This window comes from Bradyrhizobium oropedii, assembly GCF_020889685.1.
Taxonomy (GTDB): domain Bacteria; phylum Pseudomonadota; class Alphaproteobacteria; order Rhizobiales; family Xanthobacteraceae; genus Bradyrhizobium; species Bradyrhizobium oropedii.
This window is the reverse complement of sequence record NZ_JACMYO010000014.1, coordinates 14533-36029: the sequence shown is the minus strand read 5'-3', so window position 1 is coordinate 36029 and position 21497 is coordinate 14533. Positions and strand designations below refer to the sequence as shown.

General features: G+C 65.2%; 15 protein-coding genes and 1 pseudogene. 9 read left to right on the top strand and 7 right to left on the bottom strand.

The genetic code is table 11. The annotated features are described in order from the left end of the window. Positions 1–41: 41 nt before the first annotated feature. The 4 genes and pseudogenes from H8A95_RS06525 to H8A95_RS06510 form a co-directional block, all read right to left on the bottom strand. Positions 42–1281, bottom strand: a pseudogene (locus H8A95_RS06525) (MFS transporter). An 88-nt stretch (positions 1282–1369) separates the two neighbouring features. Then, positions 1370–1900 (bottom strand): PRC-barrel domain-containing protein, encoded by a 531-nt coding sequence (locus tag H8A95_RS06520; RefSeq protein WP_229182415.1) that lies wholly within the window; start codon positions 1898–1900, stop codon positions 1370–1372. 47 nt (positions 1901–1947) lie between these two features. Beyond that, the gene (locus H8A95_RS06515) at positions 1948–4149 is read right to left on the bottom strand and encodes an amylo-alpha-1,6-glucosidase (protein ID WP_229182414.1); all 2202 of its coding nucleotides are present in this window, start codon (positions 4147–4149) and stop codon (positions 1948–1950) included. Positions 4150–4233: 84 nt separating this feature from the next. Further along, entirely contained in the window at positions 4234–5997 is a 1764-nt protein-coding gene (locus H8A95_RS06510) for an ABC transporter ATP-binding protein (protein WP_229182413.1), read from the bottom strand. A gap of 316 nt (positions 5998–6313) precedes the next feature. On the opposite strand from H8A95_RS06510, the gene H8A95_RS06505 reads away from it, so the two are divergent. The 6 genes from H8A95_RS06505 to H8A95_RS06480 all read left to right on the top strand — a co-directional run bounded on the left by H8A95_RS06505 (position 6314) and on the right by H8A95_RS06480 (position 12266). Beyond that, positions 6314–7381 (top strand): glycosyltransferase family 4 protein, encoded by a 1068-nt coding sequence (locus H8A95_RS06505; RefSeq protein WP_229182412.1) that lies wholly within the window; start codon positions 6314–6316, stop codon positions 7379–7381. A gap of 302 nt (positions 7382–7683) precedes the next feature. Next, positions 7684–8937, top strand: coding sequence for an ABC transporter substrate-binding protein (locus H8A95_RS06500; protein ID WP_229182411.1), 1254 nt, complete (start codon positions 7684–7686; stop codon positions 8935–8937). A 16-nt stretch (positions 8938–8953) separates the two neighbouring features. After that, positions 8954–9823: a branched-chain amino acid ABC transporter permease gene (locus H8A95_RS06495; RefSeq protein ID WP_229182410.1), complete on the top strand. Its 870-nt coding sequence runs from the start codon at positions 8954–8956 to the stop codon at positions 9821–9823. Continuing rightward, positions 9823–10809 carry a branched-chain amino acid ABC transporter permease gene (locus H8A95_RS06490; RefSeq protein WP_229182409.1) on the top strand — a complete coding sequence of 329 codons (987 nt, stop codon included), beginning with the start codon at positions 9823–9825 and terminating at the stop codon, positions 10807–10809. Before H8A95_RS06495 ends, H8A95_RS06490 begins: the two co-directional genes overlap by 1 nt. Positions 10810–10819: 10 nt before the next feature. Next, complete coding sequence (locus H8A95_RS06485) at positions 10820–11569, top strand: ABC transporter ATP-binding protein (protein ID WP_229182408.1); 750 nt, start codon at positions 10820–10822, stop codon at positions 11567–11569. Then, positions 11562–12266 carry an ABC transporter ATP-binding protein gene (locus tag H8A95_RS06480; protein ID WP_229182407.1) on the top strand — a complete coding sequence of 235 codons (705 nt, stop codon included), beginning with the start codon at positions 11562–11564 and terminating at the stop codon, positions 12264–12266. The genes H8A95_RS06485 and H8A95_RS06480 overlap by 8 nt, the downstream gene beginning before the upstream one ends. 299 nt (positions 12267–12565) lie before the next feature. Here the strand turns inward: H8A95_RS06480 and H8A95_RS06475 are convergent, their stop codons facing one another. Genes H8A95_RS06475 through H8A95_RS06465 form a run of 3 tightly spaced genes read right to left on the bottom strand, consistent with a single transcriptional unit; the run spans position 12566 to position 17672 of the window. After that, positions 12566–14509 carry an alkyl/aryl-sulfatase gene (locus H8A95_RS06475; RefSeq protein ID WP_229182406.1) on the bottom strand — a complete coding sequence of 648 codons (1944 nt, stop codon included), beginning with the start codon at positions 14507–14509 and terminating at the stop codon, positions 12566–12568. A gap of 50 nt (positions 14510–14559) precedes the next feature. Further along, complete coding sequence (locus H8A95_RS06470) at positions 14560–16380, bottom strand: flavin-containing monooxygenase (protein ID WP_229182405.1); 1821 nt, start codon at positions 16378–16380, stop codon at positions 14560–14562. A 47-nt stretch (positions 16381–16427) separates the two neighbouring features. After that, positions 16428–17672: an acyl-CoA dehydrogenase family protein gene (locus H8A95_RS06465; protein ID WP_229182404.1), complete on the bottom strand. Its 1245-nt coding sequence runs from the start codon at positions 17670–17672 to the stop codon at positions 16428–16430. A 102-nt stretch (positions 17673–17774) separates the two neighbouring features. Between H8A95_RS06465 and H8A95_RS06460 the strand changes: the two genes are divergently transcribed. From H8A95_RS06460 to H8A95_RS06450, 3 genes are all read left to right on the top strand, one after another. Next, complete coding sequence (locus H8A95_RS06460; RefSeq protein ID WP_229182403.1) at positions 17775–18563, top strand: IclR family transcriptional regulator; 789 nt, start codon at positions 17775–17777, stop codon at positions 18561–18563. A gap of 93 nt (positions 18564–18656) precedes the next feature. Further along, a complete protein-coding gene (locus H8A95_RS06455) occupies positions 18657–19637 on the top strand; it encodes a Bug family tripartite tricarboxylate transporter substrate binding protein (protein WP_229182402.1) in 981 nt (326 codons plus the stop codon). 334 nt (positions 19638–19971) lie between these two features. After that, a complete protein-coding gene (locus tag H8A95_RS06450) occupies positions 19972–21372 on the top strand; it encodes an MFS transporter (protein ID WP_229182401.1) in 1401 nt (466 codons plus the stop codon). Positions 21373–21497 lie beyond the last annotated feature (125 nt).

Genomic DNA, 21497 nt, shown 5'->3' with positions numbered 1-21497 from the left:
CTTATCCGGAAGATGGTGGCCAATGCGGCCGCGCCTCGCCGTCATGCTGTCCGCCGCGTCTCCGGCATCACCAGCCAGATCATGAACAGCCCGAGGGCTGCGACGCCGGCCAGGCCCATGAAGGCGGTGCCGCTGCCGAGCTTGTCGCTGACATAACCGGCCAGCACCGTGCTGAGCGACGCGCCGATGCCGACCGCAGTGCCGACAATGCCCTGCGCCAGGTTGAAATGGCCGCTGCCGAACGCAACGTCGGCCACGATCAGCGGCACCAGCACGCTGAAGATCGCCGCGGTGATGCCGTCGAATATCTGCACCGCGACCAGCAGATAGGGATCGCGCACCGTTGCGAACAACAGGCCGCGGATCGCCAGCGAGGCGAAGGCCAGCAAGAGCAATGGCCGCCGGCCCACAGCCTGGGCCTTGCGGCCGACCGACGGCGAGCACAACGCGACGATCGCCTGCGGCACGATGATGCATGCCGCAATCAGGACCGGCGCCCATTGGCTCGACCGCGTCGTGACCACGCCCGCCATCAGCGGCAGCATCGCGGCATTGGCCAGCTGGAACAGCATCATCGCGCCGGCAAAGATTAGCAGTGTCCGGTGCCGCACCAGAGTGAAGACGCTGGTGGCGCGCTTGTCGGGAACCTCACGCTTCACCTCACCATGCGCCTGCGCGATGTCGATCTCGCGCTCGCGGATCCGTGCCAGCGACAACAAGGTCGGGATCGCCAGGATGAAGGTGACGAGGAACACGGAACGGCTCGACAGAAAATAGCCGCAGGCGCCCATCAGCGCCGCAGCCGAGCCGCTGCCGAGCGAGGCGAACCGCGCATTGCGGCCGAGCCGTTCGCCGATTGCAAGCGGCCCGACCAGGCCGAGGCTGATCGCGGCGATTGCCGGACCGAGCACGCAGCTTGCGAGCGCGTGCAGTGCCGCGGCGAGCGTCACCACGGGGGAAGATCGGCCACAGCGCGTAGGCCAGCGCGCTGGCGCCGATCGCGGCCACCGCACAGCCCGCGACGACCTTCTCCGAGCGGGCCGCGTCGACGATCGCCCCGCCGGGCATCTGGCCCAGCAGGCCGATGATGCCGCCGATCGAGAGCACGAAGCCGATCTCGACCTGGGTCCATTTCTGCGTCGTCAGATAGACTGCGATAAACGGGCCGAAGCCGGTCTGCACGTCGGCCAGGAAGAAGATGAACCAGTCGAGCCCGCGCTGGCTTTCGCGCGATGGCGCGCGCGGCCCCTCCGGACTGGGCTGATCAGGGGGGATCGACACAATATTGGTGCCGCCGGCTGATCGCTCGCCACGATCGTCGCCAACCGTCTCGAAAGAAGGGTTCGGACGCGCGACCAGCTTCAGCCCCCTAATGTTCGTAATCCCATGGGTGGAGATTGCCGGCCGCGCCCAGCACGATCAGCGGCGTATCTTCCTTGTATTCAGGCGCAGCGCTCACCTGCTGCTTGTTGAGGTCCAGCGTGATGCTGTCGCTCTTGCTGGAAACGCCGGCGAAGCGCAGCGCGTTCCAGTCGACCACGATCTTGCGGCTGCCGACGCCGAGAAAGCCGCCGAAATCGATCACCGCGGCGCGGACCTTGCCGTCGCGGTCGACGATGACGTCGACGATGCGGCCCATGTCCTCGTTGGCGGAACTGCGAACGTCGCGCCCGAGAATGCCGTGCGCATCGCGCGCTCCGATCACGGTCACCGACGGCGGCGGCGACGGCTCCTTGGCCTGCTCCTTCGGCGCCGGCGGCGGTACAGGAGCTGTTGGCGGCGCCTCGGCCACCGGCGGCGGTGATGGCGCCGGTGCCGGCGCTGCGTCGTCGGCGGCACGGACACCCGCGCATGTCAGCAGCGCGGCTGCGACCAGCATAACCATGATCCTCGGACGCATGTACCTCTCCCCACGATTTTCCTGGCGCGCATGCCGCGCGACGACGCTCAATGCGTCAGCACGATCGACACCTGGATCTGGCCGCGCGTGCGCAACACTTCGAGCGACACCTCGTCGCCGTGGCGGCGCAGCCTCAGATCGACGCTGGACGCGCCGAGCCTGAGATCACGCAGCACCACGTCGTTGAGGAATTCCGGCAGCCGCGGATCGCGCAGCCGTATCTCGCCACGCGTCGTGTCGAACTCCAGTCCGAGCGCCGCCTCGAGCAGCGTGAACGGCGTCGCGCTGGCCCAGGCCTGCGGCGCGCAGGCGACAGGATAGAGCACGGGGCCGCGCCGGCGTTCGCGACGGAAGCCGCAGAACAGCTCGGGCAGCCGCCGCAACTCCATATAGCTTGCGGCGTCGAACAGGCCCTTGAACAGATGCGCGACCGAATGCTTGAGGCCGTAGCGGGCAAACCCGAGTGCGATCAGCGCATTGTCATGCGGCCAGATCGAGCCGTCGTGATAGGACATCGGGTTGTAGCGCGCCTCGCCCGCGGCGACGGTGCGGATGCCCCAGCCCGAGAAGAATTTCTGGCTCATCAGGTCGGCGGCGACCCGCCGTGCGCGGTCCTCCCGCACCATGCCGGAAAACAAGGTCTGTCCGGCATTCGACGTGCGCACCTTGCACGGCCGCTTGGTGCCGTCGAGCGCGAGCGCATAGGTGCCGAGTTCCTCGCACCAGAACGCCTCTTCGAACCGCTCGCGCAGCCGCTCGGCCTCCGCATCCAGCTTGGCAGCCTTATCGGCAAAGCCAAGTGTGCGCGCCGCACGCGCCGCAAGCTGCTTGCCCGCGAACACGTAGCCCTGCACTTCCGCGAGCGCAATATTGCCTTCGGCGAGCGTTCCGTCGGCGTGGAAGATAGCGTCGAAGGAGTCCTTCCAGCCTTGATTGCGAAGCCCCTCGTCGGTCGCGCGCTGATATTCAACGAACCCGTCGCGATCGGGATCGCCGGGACCGTCGATCCATTGCAATCCGGCCTCCACCGCCGGCCACAGTTCGCGCAACGTCTCCACGTCGCCGGTGCGCTCCAGATAGAGCCCTGCCAGCAGCACGAACAGCGGAGTCGAATCGACGCTGCCGTAATAATGCGCGAACGGCACCTCGCGAAGCGCAGCCATCTCACCGCCGCGCATCTCGTGCAGGATTTTGCCCGGCGCGGCATCGGCCAGCGGATCGACCGCCTTGGCCTGGAACAGCGCGAGCCGCTTCAGCACGCCCTTGGCGATCCGCGGATCGACCCACAGCATCTGCAGCGCGGTGATCAGCCCGTCGCGGCCGAACGTCGTCGAGTACCAGGGAATGCCGGCATAGGGGTAACGGCCCTGCGGCGTCTCGGTCATCAGCATGTTGAGGTCGGCCATCGCCTGGCACAGCACCTCGTTGAAGATGTTGTTCGAGGTCTCGATCGAGGCCGCACCGGCCGACGAGTTGCGCATCTCGCGGCGATGCGCCAGCAGCCCGCGGAAGAACGGCGCCGGCTTCTGCATGATCGGCTTGTTGCAGGAGACCGCGACGAACAGAGACGTCACCTGCCCGGGCTCGAGGTCGAAATGATAGGTCGCGGCGTTGACCGACAGCCGCGTCGGCCGCGGATCGAAATGCAGCGCGGTGATCCGCGTCTGCTCGTCGAGGCCGCAATACTCCAGCACGACGTCGGTCGGCCCCAATAGCTTGCTCGAGCCGATGCCGCGCCGCGGCCGGCGCTCGCCGCGCACCTCGAACAGATCGGCAAAGTCATTGTCGAACAAGAGCGTGAGATCGAAGCTCGCGGCATGATCGCCGTGGTTCTGCAGGCCGATGCGCTGATAGGCCGTGCCGCGCCACAGGAAGATCGAGCGCACGATGTGCAGGGTGTCCTTCGGCAGGGTCAGCCGGCCGTCGCGATAGACGTCGGAATTGGTCAGATCGACGGTCAGCGCCGAATTGTCGTCGCGCATGTTGGAACCGAGCAGCAGCGGCTGCACGTCCTCCAGCACCATTTCCAGCCGTGCGAGGTAGCGCGTGTCGGCGTTGAACAGGCCGTCCGGCCCCCCGGCCGAGGCGCCGATATCGCCATGGCTGTCGAGCACGATGAAGGTGTCGTCATGCTTGAGCGAACGCCGCGGCCGCGCCGCGGGCCCGGTCATCGGAATGTAGAACGGCGATTCGGCGACGTGCTCAGTGATGCGAGCAGTGATGATCTGCGTGACGACGTCAGCTGCCATCTGAACCTCTGGCGACTTTTATTGGCCGTTTTCCTGACTCGAACGAACGCACTGGAACGCAAGAACAGGCTTGATGACGCGGGGTCAGGCCGCGCTGGTGGAGAGGCGGCCCATCTCGCGCGCGACCAGGTCGCGGTAGGGACCCCTTCCCTTCACGAGGATATCGGGCGGACCGTCCTCGACGATCCGGCCGCCCTGCAGCACGACCACGCGGTCGAAGCTGCGCAAGGTCGCGAGGCGGTGCGCGATCGCCACCACCGTACGCCCGCGCATCAGCCGCGACAACGCCTCGCGGATCGCCTCCTCGGATTCCGCATCGAGCGCCGCGGTGGCCTCGTCGAGCAGCAGGATCGGCGCGTCCTTCAGGAAGGCGCGTGCGATCGCGATCCGCTGACGCTGACCGCCCGAGACCTTAACGCCACGATCGCCGACGATGGTGTTCATGCCCTCGGGCAAGGTTTCGATGAAGTCGCAGCGCGCCGCGATCGCCGCCCGCAGCACCTCGTCGTCGGTGGCGTCGGGCCGGCCATAGCGGATATTCTCCAGGATCGAACGGTGGAACAGCGAGATATCCTGCGGCACCACGGAGATCGCCGCACGCAGGCTCAGTTGGGTGACGCGCGAGATGTCCTGGCCATCGACCGTGATGTTGCCCTGCTCGACGTCGTAGAAGCGCTGCAGAAGGGTAAACAGTGTTGACTTGCCACCACCGGACTGGCCGACCAGTCCGACGCGTTGGCCGGGCTGGATGCGCAGGCTGAAGCGTTCGAACACCTGAAGGCCGCCCGGATAGCGGAACGAGACATTGTTGAAGGCGATCGCCGCGCCACTCTTCACCAGCACCTCGGCTTCCGGATGGTCCTTCAGCTCATGCGGCTGCAACAACGTCGCCAGCGCCTCGGTGAGGCGCGCGACATGCTGGGTGACGTCGACCAACGCGACGGCGAGATCGCGGGTGGCGCTGAGGATCGAGATGCCGAGCGTGCACACCAGCACGACATCGCCGGTGGTGGCCAAGCCCTGCTGCCAGAGCGAGAGCGCCCAGGCCAGCATCGCGATCGTCAGGACAACAGTCACGCCGGCGTGAACGAGGCGGAGCTTTTCGAGATAACGCAGGGAACGGCCGCGCGCGACGAGTTCCCGATTGACCGTCGCATCGAAGCGATCGTGCTCGTAGCCGAGGCCGCAGAACGCGCGCACCAGCGGCAGGTTGTTGATGACGTCGACCATTTCGCCGTCCACAGCGGCCGCCCTGTTGGCGAAATCGTCATGCAGCGGCCGGCCGGCAGCCGCCATGCGGAACATGGCCACCACCATGGTTCCCGCGATCAGGATCAGCACTGCTGACATTGTCACGCTGACGGTTCCAACCAGGGTGATCGCCGCGAAGGTCGCGATGCAAGGCGGCAACACGTTCCATACAAACATGTTCTCGACGGTGTACACCGCGTTCGACGTTGCCGTGATCCGGCTGGTGAGCATGCCCGGCAGCCGGTCGGTGAAATAGCTCGGCGCGTGGCCGGTGAGATGGCGGAACATGTCGCGGCGGAGGTCGCCGGAGACGCTGACAAAGGTGTAGCTCGCGGTCCAGCTCGCGATCCGCCACATGAAGTTGTCGGCGGCGATCAGCGACATGAGCAGAGCGAATGCCAGCCATACGCCATTCGCGGCCGACGGCCCGGCCGACAACGCGTCGACCAGATTCTTCACGCCGTACTGCGTGCCTACCGAGCAGGCAACCGCCACGACAACGGCCGACAAGATTACAACATGCGACGGCAGCCGCCGGCGCAGATAGCGCAGCACAAAGGGGAACGGGCGATGCGCGTATCCTGACAGATGGTCCATGACGTCCTGCAAAAGCTGTTGAAGGTGAACGAGAAAATTTTAGTCGAAGCTCTCGTGCACGATGACGTGAAGGGCGGCGGGATTCCTTGATGCAGCCATCACTGCGCAACAATTTTGCAACGCTGGCGTCGGCAAAAACGTGTTGGAGCGTGATGGCATCAGCAAGACCACAGTGTGATGGAAGAAAGAAGCGGCAGAACTCCCACTTCTAAGGAACCTCGCACGTGCGAGAACGTTCCCGTCTTTGGCATGTCGGTGCCAACAGAGGGCTGAGGGTCTAGTTCATTCTTCCACATCACAAAAAGGAGACGGAGAAATGCGCATCGCGCAGGTTGCCCCGCTGACGGAGGCTGTTCCCCCCAAGCTCTACGGCGGCACCGAACGGGTCGTGCACTGGCTGACCGAAGAACTTGTAACGCTTGGACATGACGTGACGTTATTCGCCAGTGGCGATTCACAGACCTCCGCGAAGCTCGATGCGACCTGGCCGAAGGCACTGCGCCTCGACGGCTCCGTCCGCGATCCCAATGCGCTGCACATGGTGATGCTGGAACGCGTCCGGCAGAAAGCCGACGACGATGAGTTCGACTTCCTGCACTGCCATCTCGACTATTATCCTTGGTCGCTGTTCGCGCGGCAGCCGACGCCGTTCGTGACCACGCTGCACGGCCGGCTCGACCTGCCGGAGCATCAGCCGGTCTTCAATACCTTCTCCAAAATCCCGGTGATCTCGATCTCCAACGCACAGCGGCGGCCGGTGCCGCAGGCGCACTGGGTGCGTACCATCCATCACGGCCTGCCGGAGAATCTGCTGACGCCGCAACCGGCCAGGCAATCCTATCTCGCCGTGCTCGGGCGCATCGCGCCGGAGAAAGGCGTCGATCGCGCGATCAAGATCGCGACCCGCTGCGGCATTCCGCTGAAGATCGCGGCCAAGGTCGATCGCGCCGACCAGGAATATTACGACGAACTGATCAAGCCCCAGATCACGAACAATCCGCTGGTCGAGTTCATCGGCGAGATCAGCGACCGCGAGAAGCCGGACTTCCTCAGCGGCGCGATCGGGCTCCTGGTTCCGATCGACTGGCCGGAGCCGTTCGGCCTCGTGATGATCGAAGCGATGGCCTGCGGCACGCCCGTGATCGCCTATAACCGCGGTTCAGTGCCCGAGATCATCGAGGATGGCCTGACCGGCTTCATCGTCGAAGACGAGATCAGCGCGATCTCCTCCGTCGGGCGCCTTTCGACGCTCAATCGCGATGCGATCCGCAAGCAGTTCGAGACGCGCTTCACCGCGCGCCGGATGGCGCTGGACTATCTCGCCGCCTATCGCAGCCTGATGGAAGCCAAACCGCGCTTCAAGCTGGTGGCGAGCGCGGAGTAGCCGTTGCAGCGGCCGATCGAATGATCCGGCGGGCCGGCCGGCACTGTCCGTGCCGGTCCGTTGGGTCATTCGATTGTCAATAATGCCGCCGGGCTCGGCGTCAACTCCTACACGGCAAAGCCAACCCCGACGCGCGTGCCGCGCGATTGTTGCGACGCACCAGTCGCGACACTCCTCCCTTGAGTTCGGCCGATATCGCCTTTGCGATTGCCGAATTACGTGCTCTTATGTGCTCCGCTTGAGCAAAAAATAATAAGCGAGCGGACGGAGCAACCGTGCCGCGGTCGCACAGGGGGAACGCCATGACAGGGGACCGCAAGCCGTCGGCCATTAATAATGCCGTGCCGACCAAAGCCTCGCAGAAAAAGCTGAACCGCCGCAGGTTCCTGGTCAAATCCGGCGGCGTGCTCGCGGCCGGCGCGTTCGGCGCCGTTCCGCTGCGCGGCTGGGCCGCCGACCCGATCAACATCGGCGCGCTCTATCCGAGCACCGGCAGCATGGCGCAAATCGGCGTCGGTTGCGTCGCCGCGGCCAAGCTCGCAGTCGACATGGTCAACGAGGCCGGCGGCATCAAGTCGCTCGGCGGCGCCAAGCTCAATCTCATCGTCTCCGATGTGCAGAGCGACACCACGGTGACGCGCACCGAGACCGATCGCCTGATATCGGGCAACAAGCTGTCGGCGATCCATGGCTGCTACGCCAGCGCGCTGACCTTGATCGCGAGCGAGGTCTGCGAGCGCGCTCGCGTTCCGATCATCACCGGCTCGAGCTCCGACCAGCTCAACAAGGGCCGCAGCTACACGTTCACGCCGTTCGCACGCGCCTCGCAATTCGCCAAGGCGCAGTTGCAGATGGCCAAGCTCGTCAGCGAGCAGGCCAAGGTCGCCGTCATCTTCGAGAACACCGCCTTCGGCACCTCCACCTCGAACGGGCTGAAGGAGCTGGCGCCGGGCGAAGGCGTCGAGATCGTGATGTTCGAGCCCTACTCGGCCGGATTCACCGATGCGAGCCCGCTGATCAACAAGGTCAAGGCCTCCGGCGCCAACACGCTGTTCTCGCTGTCCTACCTCAACGACCTCATCCTGATCGTGCGCACGGTGAAGCAGGTCGGGCTCAATATCGCGATCAATGGCGGCTCCGGCGGCTTCGTGATGCCGGACTTCTACAAGAATGTCGGCAAGGCCGCCGAAGGCCTGCAAGGCGTCGCGCACTGGAACCACGACGTCAACGACGATGCGCAGAAGGTCAACGCCGAATTCAAGAAGCGCACCGGCGAGTTCGCGTTCGAATATGCCGGCGGCCTGGTGGCGCAGACCTTCATGCTGGCCGACGCGCTGGAGCGCGCCGCCTCCGCCGATCCAAAGAAAGTGCGCGAGGCGCTGTCGACGCTCGACGTCTCCTCGGGCTATGCGGCGATGGCGCCGGGCGGCAAGGTGAAGTTCGGCCCCGACGGCAAGAACGTCTATGGCCGTCCGGTCGGCGTGCAGTGGCAGAATGCCGATCTCGCCAGCATCTTCCCCAAGGAAGACGCCCGCGCCCCGCTGATGAAGACCTGAGCCGCGGTCGGATCAGATGTGGGAGACACTAGCCCAGGCTGTGATCAACGGCCTGCTCATCGGCGGCATCTATGCGCTTGTCAGCATCGGCGTCACGCTGATCTTCGGCGTGGTCAAGATCGTGAATTTCGCCCAGGGCGAGTTCGTGATGCTCGGCATGTATATCTCGTTCTTCCTCGCCACCCAGTTCGGTATCGATCCGCTGGTCTCACTGGTGGTCTCGATGCCGGTGCTGTTCGTCGCCGGCGTCCTGATCCAGCATTTCCTGATCCGCAGGGTGCTCGGGCCGAACGACATGCCGCAGATCTTCCTGACCTTCGCGCTGTCGCTATTGCTGCTCAATCTCTCGCTGATGCTGTTCAGCGCCAACTACCGCACCGTCCACACCTCCTATTCGGATGAGGCGTGGCACATCGGCGGACTCTACATCCCGGTGGCAAAGCTGATCGCCTTCGCGGTCGCGATGGCGCTGAGCGGGCTGCTCTGGGTGTTCCTCCACACCACCGATCTCGGCCGCGCCATGCGGGCGGCGTCGCAGAACCGCGACGTCGCGATGCTGATGGGGATCAATCCGAACCGCGTGTTCGCGGTTGCGTTCGGTACTGCGCTGGCGCTCGCGGGCGCGGCCGGCTCGCTGCTGATGCCGTTCTATTCGGCCTATCCATTCGTCGGCCAGGTGTTCGTGCTGATGGCGTTCGTCGCCGTCGTGATGGGCACGCTCGGCAATGTGATGGGCGCGCTGGTCGCGAGCCTGATGATGGGCATCGCGGAATCGCTCGGCATCCAGTTCGTGGGCGCGGATTCCGGCCTGATCGTGGTGTTCGCGCTGCTGCTGCTGACGCTCGCCTTCAGGCCGAGCGGCCTCGGCGCCAGGAGGGGCCGCTGATGCAGACCTCAGGCAACATGAAATGGCTGTGGCTCGCGATCGGGGCAATCGTCATGCTGGCTTTGCCCCAGCTCGTCAGCTCGTCGTTCGCGATCGACATCTTCATCCGCATCCTCCTGTTCTCCTTCATCGGCGTCGCCTGGAATTTGATGGGCGGCTATGCCAAGCAGCTGTCGCTCGGACACGCCGCCTATTTCGGGCTCGGCGCCTACACCTCGACCATCATGCAGGTGAACTACGGTATCTCGCCCTGGATCGGGATGATCGCCGGCGGCGTGGTCGCGACGCTGGCGAGCCTGCCGATCGGCTGGCTCTGCTTCCGCCTGCGCGGCCCCTATTTCACCATTGCCACCATCGCCACCGCGCAGGTGCTGATGCTGATCTTCCTGAAGTTCCGCGACTTCGCCTGGGGCGCCGAAGGCACCACGATCCCCAACCTCGGCAGCGCGCCGCTAATGATGCAGTTCGAGGAGAAGTCGTCGTACTATTACGTCGTGCTCGGCCTGCTCGTGGTCGGGCTGTGGATCACCCACCAAATCGAGAAATCCTGGATCGGATACTACCTCGTCGCGATCGGCGAAGATGAAGATGCCGCCGAAGCGATCGGCGTCAACGCGCCGAAGGTCAAGCGCGACATCTACATGATCAGCGCGTTCCTGACCGCGCTCGCCGGCACCTTCTACACGCAATACATCTACTTCATCGATCCCGCGACCGCGTTCAGCTTCAGCGTCTCGATCGAGGCGGCGCTGGTCTCGATCGTCGGCGGCATCGGCACGCTGTGGGGGCCCGTGATCGGCACCGTGCTGCTGGAGACCACCTCGGCGCTGCTGCAAAGCTGGCTCGGCAGCTCGGTGGGCGGCATCCAGCTCACCGTCTACAGCCTGATCCTGATGGCGGTGATCCTGTGGAGGCCGACAGGGCTGATCGGGTTCGCGACCGATGTCTATCACCGCACCCTCCGGCGCAAGCCGGCACGCGCCTGAGGTCGCCGCGATGGCAGACGCACTGGTCATCAAGGGTCTCAGCAAGCGCTTCGGCGGCCTGCGCGCCGTGCAGGACGTCAGCTTCACCGTGCAGGAGAACGAGACGGTGGCGCTGATCGGGCCGAACGGCGCCGGCAAGACCACGAGCTTTCACTTGATCACGGGATTTCACCGGCCGGACTCCGGCTCGGTGCTCGCTTTCGGCCAGGAGGTCGTGGGACTCAAGCCGCACGACGTCTGCGCGCTCGGCATGGCCCGCACCTTCCAGGTTGCAAAGCCGTTCGGTGCGATGACGGTGCTCGCCAATGTGATGACCGGCGCCTTCTTGCGCGATCGCCATGTCGCCGCCGCGCAAAAGAAGGCGCGCGAGGCGATCGAGTTCGTCGGCCTCGGCGCCAGGGAGCAGACCCGTGCCCGCGACCTCACCACCATCGACCAGCGCCGCCTGGAGATGGCCCGCGCGCTTGCGACGCAGCCAAGGATCCTGCTGCTCGACGAGGTGATGGCCGGGCTCAATCCGGCCGAGATCGACCAGGCGGTGGCGCTGGTGAAGAAGCTTTCCGCCAGCGGCCTGACCATCGTGATCGTCGAGCATGTGATGCGCGCGATCATGGCGGTGGCCCGTCACATCGTGGTGCTCGACCATGGCCAGAAGATCGCCGAGGGCGCGCCGAAGGAGATCGTGGAGAATCCGGAAGTGATCCGCGCCTATCTCGGCTCCTACGTGCATCCGACTGCGCAGGGAGACGCTCATGCTTGAGCTCTCCGGCGTCAGCGCCAGCTACGGCTCGGTCCCCGCCATTACCGATGTCAGCATTTCGATTGGCGAGGGCGAAGCCGTCGGCCTGCTCGGGGCCAACGGCGCCGGCAAGAGCACGACGCTGCGCGCCGTCTCCGGCCTCGTCAAACTGTTCGGCGGCAAGGTCACGTTCGACGGCGTCGACCTCGCCACGCTGCCGCCGTACCGGATTCCCGAGCTCGGCATCGCGCATGTTCCGGAAGGCCGCCAGGTATTCCCCGAGATGACGGTGCAGGAAAATCTCGAAATCGGCGCCTACACGCCGAAAGCCAAGGCGGATCGGGCGCGCACGATGGAGCTCGTCTACAGCATCTTCCCGCGGCTCGCCGACCGCAGGAAGCAGCTCGCCGGCACCATGAGCGGCGGCGAGCAGCAGATGGTCGCGGTCGGCCGCGGGCTGATGCTGAAGCCGCGTTTGCTGATGCTGGACGAGCCCTCGCTCGGCCTGGCCCCCGTGATGACCGACGTGACCTTCGAGAAGATCGGCGAGATCCACAAGATGGGCACCGCGATACTGTTGGTCGAGCAGAATGTCAGCCGCGCGCTGTCATTGGTGCAGCGCGCCTATGTGCTGGAAAGCGGCGACGTGATCATGCAGGGCTCGAGTGCAGAGCTTGCCGACAACAAGCAGGTGCAGGCGGCGTATCTCGGGATTTGAGATAGCGATCGAGGCGCCCGCTCCCGTCATTGCGAGCGAAGCGAAGCAATCCATCTTCTCCCAGGCGAGGAAAGATGGATTGCTTCGTCGCTACGCTCCTCGCAATGACGCCTTGCCAAATTTATCCACCCGTCATCCCCGCGCAAAGGCTTCGCCTTTGTCGCTGGAGGTGCGAGCGGAGCGAGCCTCGAAGGATGAATCGGCCACCAGCCGGGCCGTCGACCCTTCGATACGCGCTACGCGCTCCTCAGGGTGACGGTGGCGGAGTTGCTCGATCCGGCGAGACGGTACGAACCTTACTACGTCACCACCGTCCGCTTCGGCTCGACGATCTCGAACATCCGCGGGAATTCATCCATCAGCATCATCAATTCGCCGAGCCGCTGCGGATCGCCTGATACCTTGACCTTGCCGGCGCCGACGGCTTCCGGGAACGTGGTCAGCTTGGCGATGACCTCGTCGAGCACGCTGCGCGCCAGTGTGAAGCTAGCGTGCGCGTCGGCCGCCTGCGCCCCCGTGACGTAGGTCAGGGCTGAATTTTCAAGATTGAGTACGAAGGTCTCGCCGGTGTCAGTAAAACTCCAGTTCAGCACAATGCGCTTGCCTTCGGCCTTGGGGCCGTTGAGGCGGACGCCGAGCACGTCCCAGAGCTGCTCGGTGCGGAGCGCAGCGAGCGTCTCGCGCGGCATCGGCGAACGCGGCGGCGTCTTCGGCATGCCCTGCCGCAGCTCCTGCGCGCCGAACAGATAGGCGTTGCGCCAGGTCGAACTCTCGGCCGCATAGCCGAGCTGCTCGAACGTGTCGGCCAGCAATGCGCGGGCCGCCTGGTTGTCAGGCTCTGCAAACACGAGGTGGCTGACGGCCTGCGCCACGAAGCGGAATTCGCCCTTGGCGAAGTCAGCCGCGGCGCGTTTCAGGATCGCATCGGCACCGCCCATATACTCGACATATTTCCTGCCGGCCTCGACCGGCGGCAAGGAATTGAGATTGACCGGATTGGCGTCGTACCAGCCGAGATACTTCTGATAGATCGCCTTCACATTGTGCCTGATATGGCCGTAATAGCCGCGGCCGTGCCAGGCGCCCTCCAGGCTTTGCGGCAGGCGGATCGTCTCGGCAATCTCGGCCGCATTGAGCCCGTGGTTCATCAGCCGGATGGTCTGGTCGTGCGCGTATTTGTAGAGGTCGCGCTGCTCGCGGATCATGGTGTCGATCCGCTCGCGTCCCCATACCGGCCAGTGATGCTGGCCGCACATCGCCTCGGCCTTGCCGCCCCACATCTGCAGGGCTTCGCCGAGATATTTCGACCAGGCCAGCGCGTCGCGCACGTCGGCGCCGCGGAACGGCAGCAGATTGTGGAAATTGTGCGTGCAGTTCTCGGCGAGGTTCAACAGCCTGTAGCGCGGGATGAAGAAGTGCATCTCCGCCGGCGCTTCGCTGTTCGGCGCCATCTGGAATTCGAACTCAACGCCGTCGATCACGCGCGTGTCGCCGGTCGCGATGATCAAATCGGTCGGCCGCAGCAGCGCGACGCCGCCCGCCGCCATGGTCTTGCCGAGACCGCAATCGACATGGCCGCGCGCGCCCTTGGCGAGGAACGGCCCGAACTGGTACTGCGCGCGGCGCAGCATCGCCGGTCCCGCGATGATGTTCTCGGAGACCGCGTGCTCCATGAAGAAGTTCGGCGCGATGATCGGCACGCCCGCCGCCAGCATGGCGTCGTCGAGCACCCCGCGTGCGCCGCCCCAATGATCAGTGTGGGTGTGGGTGAAGATGACGGCCGCGACCGGCCGCTTGCCGCGATGCTGGAAGTACAGCTCCACCGCGGCGCGCGCGCCTTCGATCGAGGTCAGCGTGTCGACCACGATGACGCCCTTGTCGCCCTCGATCAGCGTCATGTTGGCGATGTCGAGGCCGCGCACCTGGTAGACACCCGGCACCACCTCGAACAGGCCGTGATGCATGTTGAGCCGCGACTGCCGCCACAGGCTCGGATCGACGGTCGCGGGTGCCTTCTCGTCCGAGAGGAAGCCGTACGGCTCGAGGCTCCAGACCACCCTGCCCTGGGCCGAGGTGACGCGCGCATTCTCGATGGTGCCGAGGAAGCCGCGCGCGGCGTCATCGAAATCCCTGGTGTCGGCGAACGGCAGCGCCTTCAGCGTGGCCTCGTGCTGCGCGATGACCGGCGCGGATGCCGCCTTCGGACCTTCGTGCGGCGCTTCGCCTGCGGTTGTCTGGGTCATATACAGGCACTCCCTCGTTTGGCGGAAACTCAGTCTCGATCGCACATCGTTCAGCGGAACTGCAGGCCTTCGAACTGGCCGCTGCTGCGCCACTCGTCGATATATTTGAAGTAGGCCAGCGCGCCCGCCGGATAGCCGACATTGAGCTTCGCCGCCGGCCCCGGCTCGCGTCCCTCATTGTTGTAATAGCCGGGCGTGCAATCGGGCCCGCCGATCATCCGGCCGACCGCGGTCAGCAGCAATTCGACCCAGCGGTTCTCGGCGTCCTTGCTGACTTCGATTTCCTTGAAGCCGTTGTGCTGCGCGTGACCGACCGTCAGAGCGATGGTGCGCGCCGCTTCGGTCAGGTTGTGCGGCACGTTGGAGATCAAATTGGCGCCCTGCGTCGGCTGCACGAAGAACAGGTTCGGGAAGCCATGCACATGGATGCCGTGCTTGCTGCGCATGCCCTCGGCCCAGTGCTCCGACAGCTTGATGCCGTCCTGGCCCGTCACGTCGAAACCTGCCCGGCGCTTGTATTCGGTGCCGACCTCGAAGCCGGATGCGTAGATGATGCAGTCGAGCGGATATTCCTTGCCCGCGACGACGATCCCGTTCTCGGTGATCTCCTCGACGCCCTTGCCGTCGGTATCGACCAGATGCGTGCCCGGCGTGTTGAACGCCTGAAGATAGGCGTCGTGGAAGCATGGTCGCTTGCAGAGCTGACCGTACCAGGCCTTGAGATCCTTCGCCGTCTTGGGATCGCCGACGATGGTGTCGACGCGGTTGCGGATCTCCTCCATCTTTTCGAAGTCGGAATCCTCGAAGACGGCCCGCATGTTTTCCACGGTGCGCTGCTCGCGCGGCAGCAGCATGACCTTGGCGCGGATCCGCTTCGACAGGTCGGTCCAGCCGTCCTGCACCAGATCTTCCTCGGCGGATCCACCGGCCTGGTTGGCGGTGAAATTCTCCAGCCAGCGCTGTTGCCAGCCCGGCTTCGCGATATCGGCAAACCAGCCGGGATCGATCGGGCCGTTGCCGCGCACATCGACCGACGACGGCGTGCGCTGGAACACGTAGAGCTCCTTGCAGGCGCGCGCGAGGTGCGGGATGCACTGTACCGACGTTGCACCGGTGCCGATGATGCCGACGCGCTTGTCGGCAAGCTTATCCATCAAGCCGCGCTTGGGATCGCCGCCGGTGTAGTCGTAATCCCAGCGGCTGGTGTGGAACGAGTGGCCCTTGAAGCGCTCGATGCCGGGAATGCCGGGCAGCTTCGGCACATGCAGCGGACCGGTGCCGATGCCGACATATTGCGCGGTGAAGGCGTCGCCCCTGGTGGTGCGGATGATCCAGCGCGATTGCGCGGCGTCCCAATCGAGGCTCGTCACCTCAGTGTGAAACAGCGCGTTGTCGTAGAGGTTGAACTGCCGGCCGATCCGTTGGCAATGCGCCAGGATCTCGGGCGCATGCGCGTATTTCTCCGACGGCATGTGGCCGGTCTCTTCCAACAGCGGCATGTAGACCATCGAGGCCGTGTCGCATTGCGCGCCGGGATATCGGTTCCAGTACCAAGTGCCGCCGAAATCGCCGCCCTTCTCGACAATGCGCACATCCTTGACCCCGGCCTCGGTCAGCCGCGCGGCAGTGGCGAGCCCGGCAAACCCGCCCCCGATGAAAGCGAAGTTGACGTGGTCGGTCTTCGGCGCGCGCGCCACGACCGGCGTGTAGGGATCCTCGAGATAATGTGCGAGCTGGTCCTTGATCTCGAGATACTGGTCGTTGCCGTCAGGACGCAGCCGCTTGTTGCGCTCCTCCTGATATTTCCGTCGCAGCCGCTCCTTGTCGATCGCGGAGGGTTTTGCGTCACGGGCTTGCTCGGTCATCGTCATCGGAAGGCGCCTCGTTCTGGGAAATTCGGTGGACACTGTAGCGCCGCTCAGGCGGGATGTGCAGCAAGATAGGGCGAGTTGGCGATCGACCAGTCCGGCATCGGCTCCATCCGGAAGATCTGCCGCAGATGCACCTCGTCGGGCCCGTCGCCGATCCGCAACAGCCGTCCCCAGGCCAGCGCCTGATGGATCGGCGTGTCGTCGGAGCCGCCCATTGCGCCGAACACCTGCATGGCGCGGTCGGCGATCTTCTGCAGCATCGCCGGCACCGCGACCTTGATCAGAGAGACGTCGCGCCAGGCGCCATGATGGCCGGCCTGATCCAGCCGCCAGGCGCAGCGATAGGCAAGCAGCCGCGCCTGCTCCAGCTCGACGCGAGCTTCGGCGATCCAGCGCTGGACGGTGTCGTACTGGATCACGGTACGGCCGAACGCGCTGCGCTCCGCGGCGCGCGCCATCATCAGCTCGATCAGGAGCTCGCAGAGACCGATCGAGCGCATACAGTGGTGGATGCGCGCCGGCCCGAGCCGGACCTGCGCGACCTTGAAGCCCTCGCCCTCGGCGCCTAGCAGGTTTTCCGCGGGCACCCGGACATTGTCGAACACGAGCTCGCCGATCGGCGCGACATGATCTTCGCAGCCCATCCAGCGCAGCCGCCGCACCAGCCGCACGCCGGGCGCATCCATCGGCACGATGATGCAGGAATGCCGGCTGGTACGCTCGGCGCCGGCATCCGTGACGCCCATGACGATCAGGAAGCTGCAGCTTGGATGCGCGGCGCCTGTGATGAACCATTTGCGGCCGTTGATCACATAGTGATCGCCGTCACGCACCATCCGTGTCGTGATGTTCGTGGCATCGGACGACGCCACGTCGGGCTCGGTCATGCCAAAGGCGGAGCGCGTCTCGGCGTTGAGCAGCGGCGCCAGCCAGCGCGTCTTCTGTTCCGGCGTCGCGCAATTCTGCAACGCGATCATGTTCGGGACGTCGGGTGCCTGGCAGTTGAACACCTCCGGCGCCCAGAACAGCCGTCCCATGATCTCCGCCAGCGGCGCGTAGTCGAGATTGGACAGCCGCGTGCCCGGCTCGTCGGCGGCAAGTTCGGGCAGGCCGAGATTCCACAGTCCCGCCGCGCGGGCCTTCTGCTGCAACTCGGCCATGAAAGGCGGCGTGTCGTTGTGGGCGCGGACGTGGTCGAGCCAGGCGCGATGGCGCGGCAGCACCTCCTGCTCGAAGAAGGCCAGCAGATCGCGCCGCCAACGCTCCGATCGCTCGGACAGACCGAAATCCATGCCGCCTCCCATCTTTGGACGGGACATAATCCCATATCGAAACGATTTGCAAATTCATTTCGATATCTTGACAGATTAACGCAGATTCGACCATTATTTCGTATGGCGGCATTGTCCTCGCTCGAACCCCAGACCGATCCGTCCTTTGCGACCACCCTGGCGCACGGGCTCGACCTGTTGGCCACCTTCCGCAACCACGCAGGTCCACTGTCGAATGCAGAGCTTGCCGAATACACCGGCCTGTCGCGGCCGACCGTCTCGCGCCTGACCTACACGCTGGAGCAGCTCGGCTACCTCAGGCGCGACGCCAAGGGCCGCTTCGTGCTCGGGCTCGGCGTGCTCGCCGCCGCCTATCCGGTGCTGTCGCAGCTCAAGGTCCGCCAGCTCGCGCGTCCCTTGATGCGCGACTTCGCTGCGTATACCGGTGGCACGGTATCGATCGCGATGCCGTTCGGGCTCGACTTCATCTATGTCGAAACGCTGCGCACCACGGACGCGGTGCCGCACGTGCCTGACGTCGGTTTCGTCTCGTCGCTGGCGCCGACCGCGGTCGGGCGCGCCCTACTGTCGTTGTTCACCAAGGACGAACGCGACGCCTATGTCGCCCGCGTGAAGGCCGAACGTCCCGAGGAACTCGACTATGTCGAGCGGCGCACGCTGCCGGACATCGAGCTCTGCAACGAGCGCGGCTTCGCCGTCTCGCTCGGCGAATGGCGGCGCGAGATCTTCGGCGTCGCCGCGCCGCTCTACCGCACGCCGACCGGCGAATGCCTGTCGGTCAATTGCGGCATCCCCTCGTTCCGCTTCAGCGCCGAGCAGATCGAGCGCGAATGCGGGCCGCGCATCCTCGGGCTCGCCCGCAGCATCCGCTCGCTGGTGGCCAACAGCTAGGGCACGATCCGGAAGCGCGTGAGGCGCTTTCCCAGAGATCATGCATCAAGGTCCGCATCGCGCGAACGATGCGGCACATGGGGGGAGGACGACATGCGTGGCATCACGACCGCGATGGCCTTGCTCGTGGGCATCGTCACGGCGCTCTGCGGCAGCATTCGCGCTCGGGCACAGGACAATTATCCGAGCCGACCGATCCACATCATCGTGCCCTACCCCGCCGGCGGCATCGTCGACATCGTCGCGCGCGCGGTGACCGAGCAGGTCGGCCGCGACTGGAAGCAGACCGTCGTGGTGGAGGCGCGTCCCGGCGGCAACAGCAATATCGGCACCGCCGCAGTCGCGCGCAGCGAACCGGACGGCTACACCTGGCTTGTCACCGGCCCCGCCCTGCTGGTCAACCCCGATCTCTACAAAGATGCGGGCTGGAACGCGGCCAAGGATTTCAGATGCGTCGGCCTCGCGGTCTGGAATCAAAGCGTCGCGCTGGTGCATCCGTCGATGCCGGTGAAGACCATCGGCGAATTCGTCGAACTGGCCCGCAAGCGGCCGGGAGAGTTCAACTTCGGCAATCCCGGCACGGGATCGTCGATCGACCTCAGCGCGCAGAAATTGTTTCAGGTCGCCGGAATCAAGCTGACCAATGTCGGCTACAAGGGCCAACCACAGGCGCTGATCGACCTGATGACCAACCTGATGCATTTCGAGATCGTCTCGCTCGAGCTGGCTTTGCCGCACATCAAGGCCGGTAGCGTCAAGCCGCTCGCGGTGTTCACCGACAAGCGCGTCCCCGACCTGCCCGACGTCCCGACGATCGCGGAGGCAGGCTTTGCCGAGGCCGCCTACGTGCCCTGGTACGGCATCTACGTCCCGGCGGCGACGCCGACGCTGCTGCTCGCCAGGATTAATGCGGCGGTCAACAAGGCGCTACAGAACTCCGACGTGCAGCGCCAGCTCTCGCTCGCCAACATTCCCGGCAAGCCGATGTCGCTCGACGAGCTCGCCGAGCTGATGAAAGTCGATCAGCAAAAGCTGACAACCGTCATCAAGACCTCGGGAATGGCGCTTCAGTAGAGTCCGATTCAACCGTCAAACAGCTTGTTCAGTGTCATCGCCCGGTTCACTTGAGCCGGGCGATGACAGTTATGGATGGGGACGCAGTACGACAATCGCCAGAGCTTTGCTTTGCGCTTCGCCCTCTTGAACAAGAGGGCGCAGGGAAAGCCGGGCGCCGATCGTACCCGCGGTCCCCGTGCATTGGTAAAAATCACGAACACGCGCCCGCCCTCACCCGCACCCTGCCGGCGCGCGCCCCGGCAAGGCCACTTCGCATACGCATCATGCAGCAGCGCGGCTGGGGAACGGGATGCCGGCGTAGTACACGGCGATCCCGGAGACATTTTCAGGCATGCTCGAGAAGACCCCGACATCAAGCACGGCTGCGGCGGCGATCACCGATGGATTGCCTTGGGAGACCCGGCGCTGGGCGGTGGCGGCGATCTTCACGGCGCTGGCGATGGCCTCGCTCGATACCGCGATCGCCAATATCGCGCTGCCCGCGATCGCCAACGATCTGCATGTCAGCCCTGCCGAAGTGGTCTGGGTCGTCAACGTCTACCAGATCGCGCTGGTCGCGACGCTGCTGCCGCTCGGCGCGCTCGGCGAGATCGTCGGCCACCAGCGGATCTATCTCGGCGGCCTGCTGCTATTCACATTGGCGTCACTTGGGTGTGCGCTGGCGTGGTCGCTGCCGAGCCTCTTGGTCGCGCGGACGCTACAGGGCCTCGGCGCCAGCGGCCTGATGAGTGTCAACACTGCGCTGGTGCGCTTCGTCTATCCGAGCCGGATGCACGGCCGCGGCTTCGGCCACAATGCGCTCGTGGTCGCGACCGCGTTCACATTGGGGCCGACCATCGCCTCCGGCATCCTTGCGCTCGGTCCGTGGCCCTGGCTGTTCGCCGTCAACATTCCGTTCGGCGTCCTCGCAGTGCTGATCGGCATGAAGACGCTGCCGAAGACGCCGCGCGCCACCCACGCCTTCGACTTTGCCGGCGCCGCGCTGGCCTGCGCCTGTCTCGGCCTCTTCATCATCGGCATCGGCAGCGCCGCCCACAAGGCTGCGCCTGCGCTGGTCATCTCCGAGCTCGTCGGCGCGCTGCTGCTCGGCTGGATCCTGACCCGACGGCATGCCGATCATCCGGCGCCGATGCTGCCGATCGACCTGTTCCGGCGGCCGATCTTCGCACTGTCGGCCGCGACGGCGGTCTGCTCATTCGCTGTGCAGGGCCTCGCCTTCGTGTCGCTGCCGTTCTACTTCGAGGACATATTGCATCGCTCGCAGGTCGAGACCGGCTTCTTCATGACGCCCTGGCCGCTGGTGGTCGCCTTCATGGCGCCGATCGGCGGCCGACTGTCGGATCGTTATCCGGCCGGCATCCTCGGCGGCATCGGCATGCTGCTGCTGGGGCTCGGCATGGCGCTGCTCGCGACCCTGCCGGCCGAGCCGAGCGTCGCCAACATCGTCTGGCGCACGATGGTCTGCGGCATCGGCTTCGGCTTCTTCCAGACCCCCAACATGAAGGCGATCATGTCGAGCGCGCCGTCGCATCGCAGCGGCAGCGCCAGCGGCATCGTTGCGACCGCGCGGCTGATCGGGCAGACCACCGGCGCTGCGCTGGCCGCACTCTGCTTCGCATTGGCCGATCGCGAGGGCGCCACCGTGGCGCTGGCGCTCGGTGCCGGATTTGGCGTGCTCGGCAGCGTCATGAGCTTCCTGCGTCTGGCCGTCGCCTCACCGCAAAAGACATAACAGGCATGTAACGCGCGCAGGGGCGCGACCATACACCGCGCCATCAACTTTCTTCCGCGCCGCAAGCGCATATTCTTGATTTGAACCGTTCCAGTTTCGAGGCCAACATCGCACCGAAGTCCAAT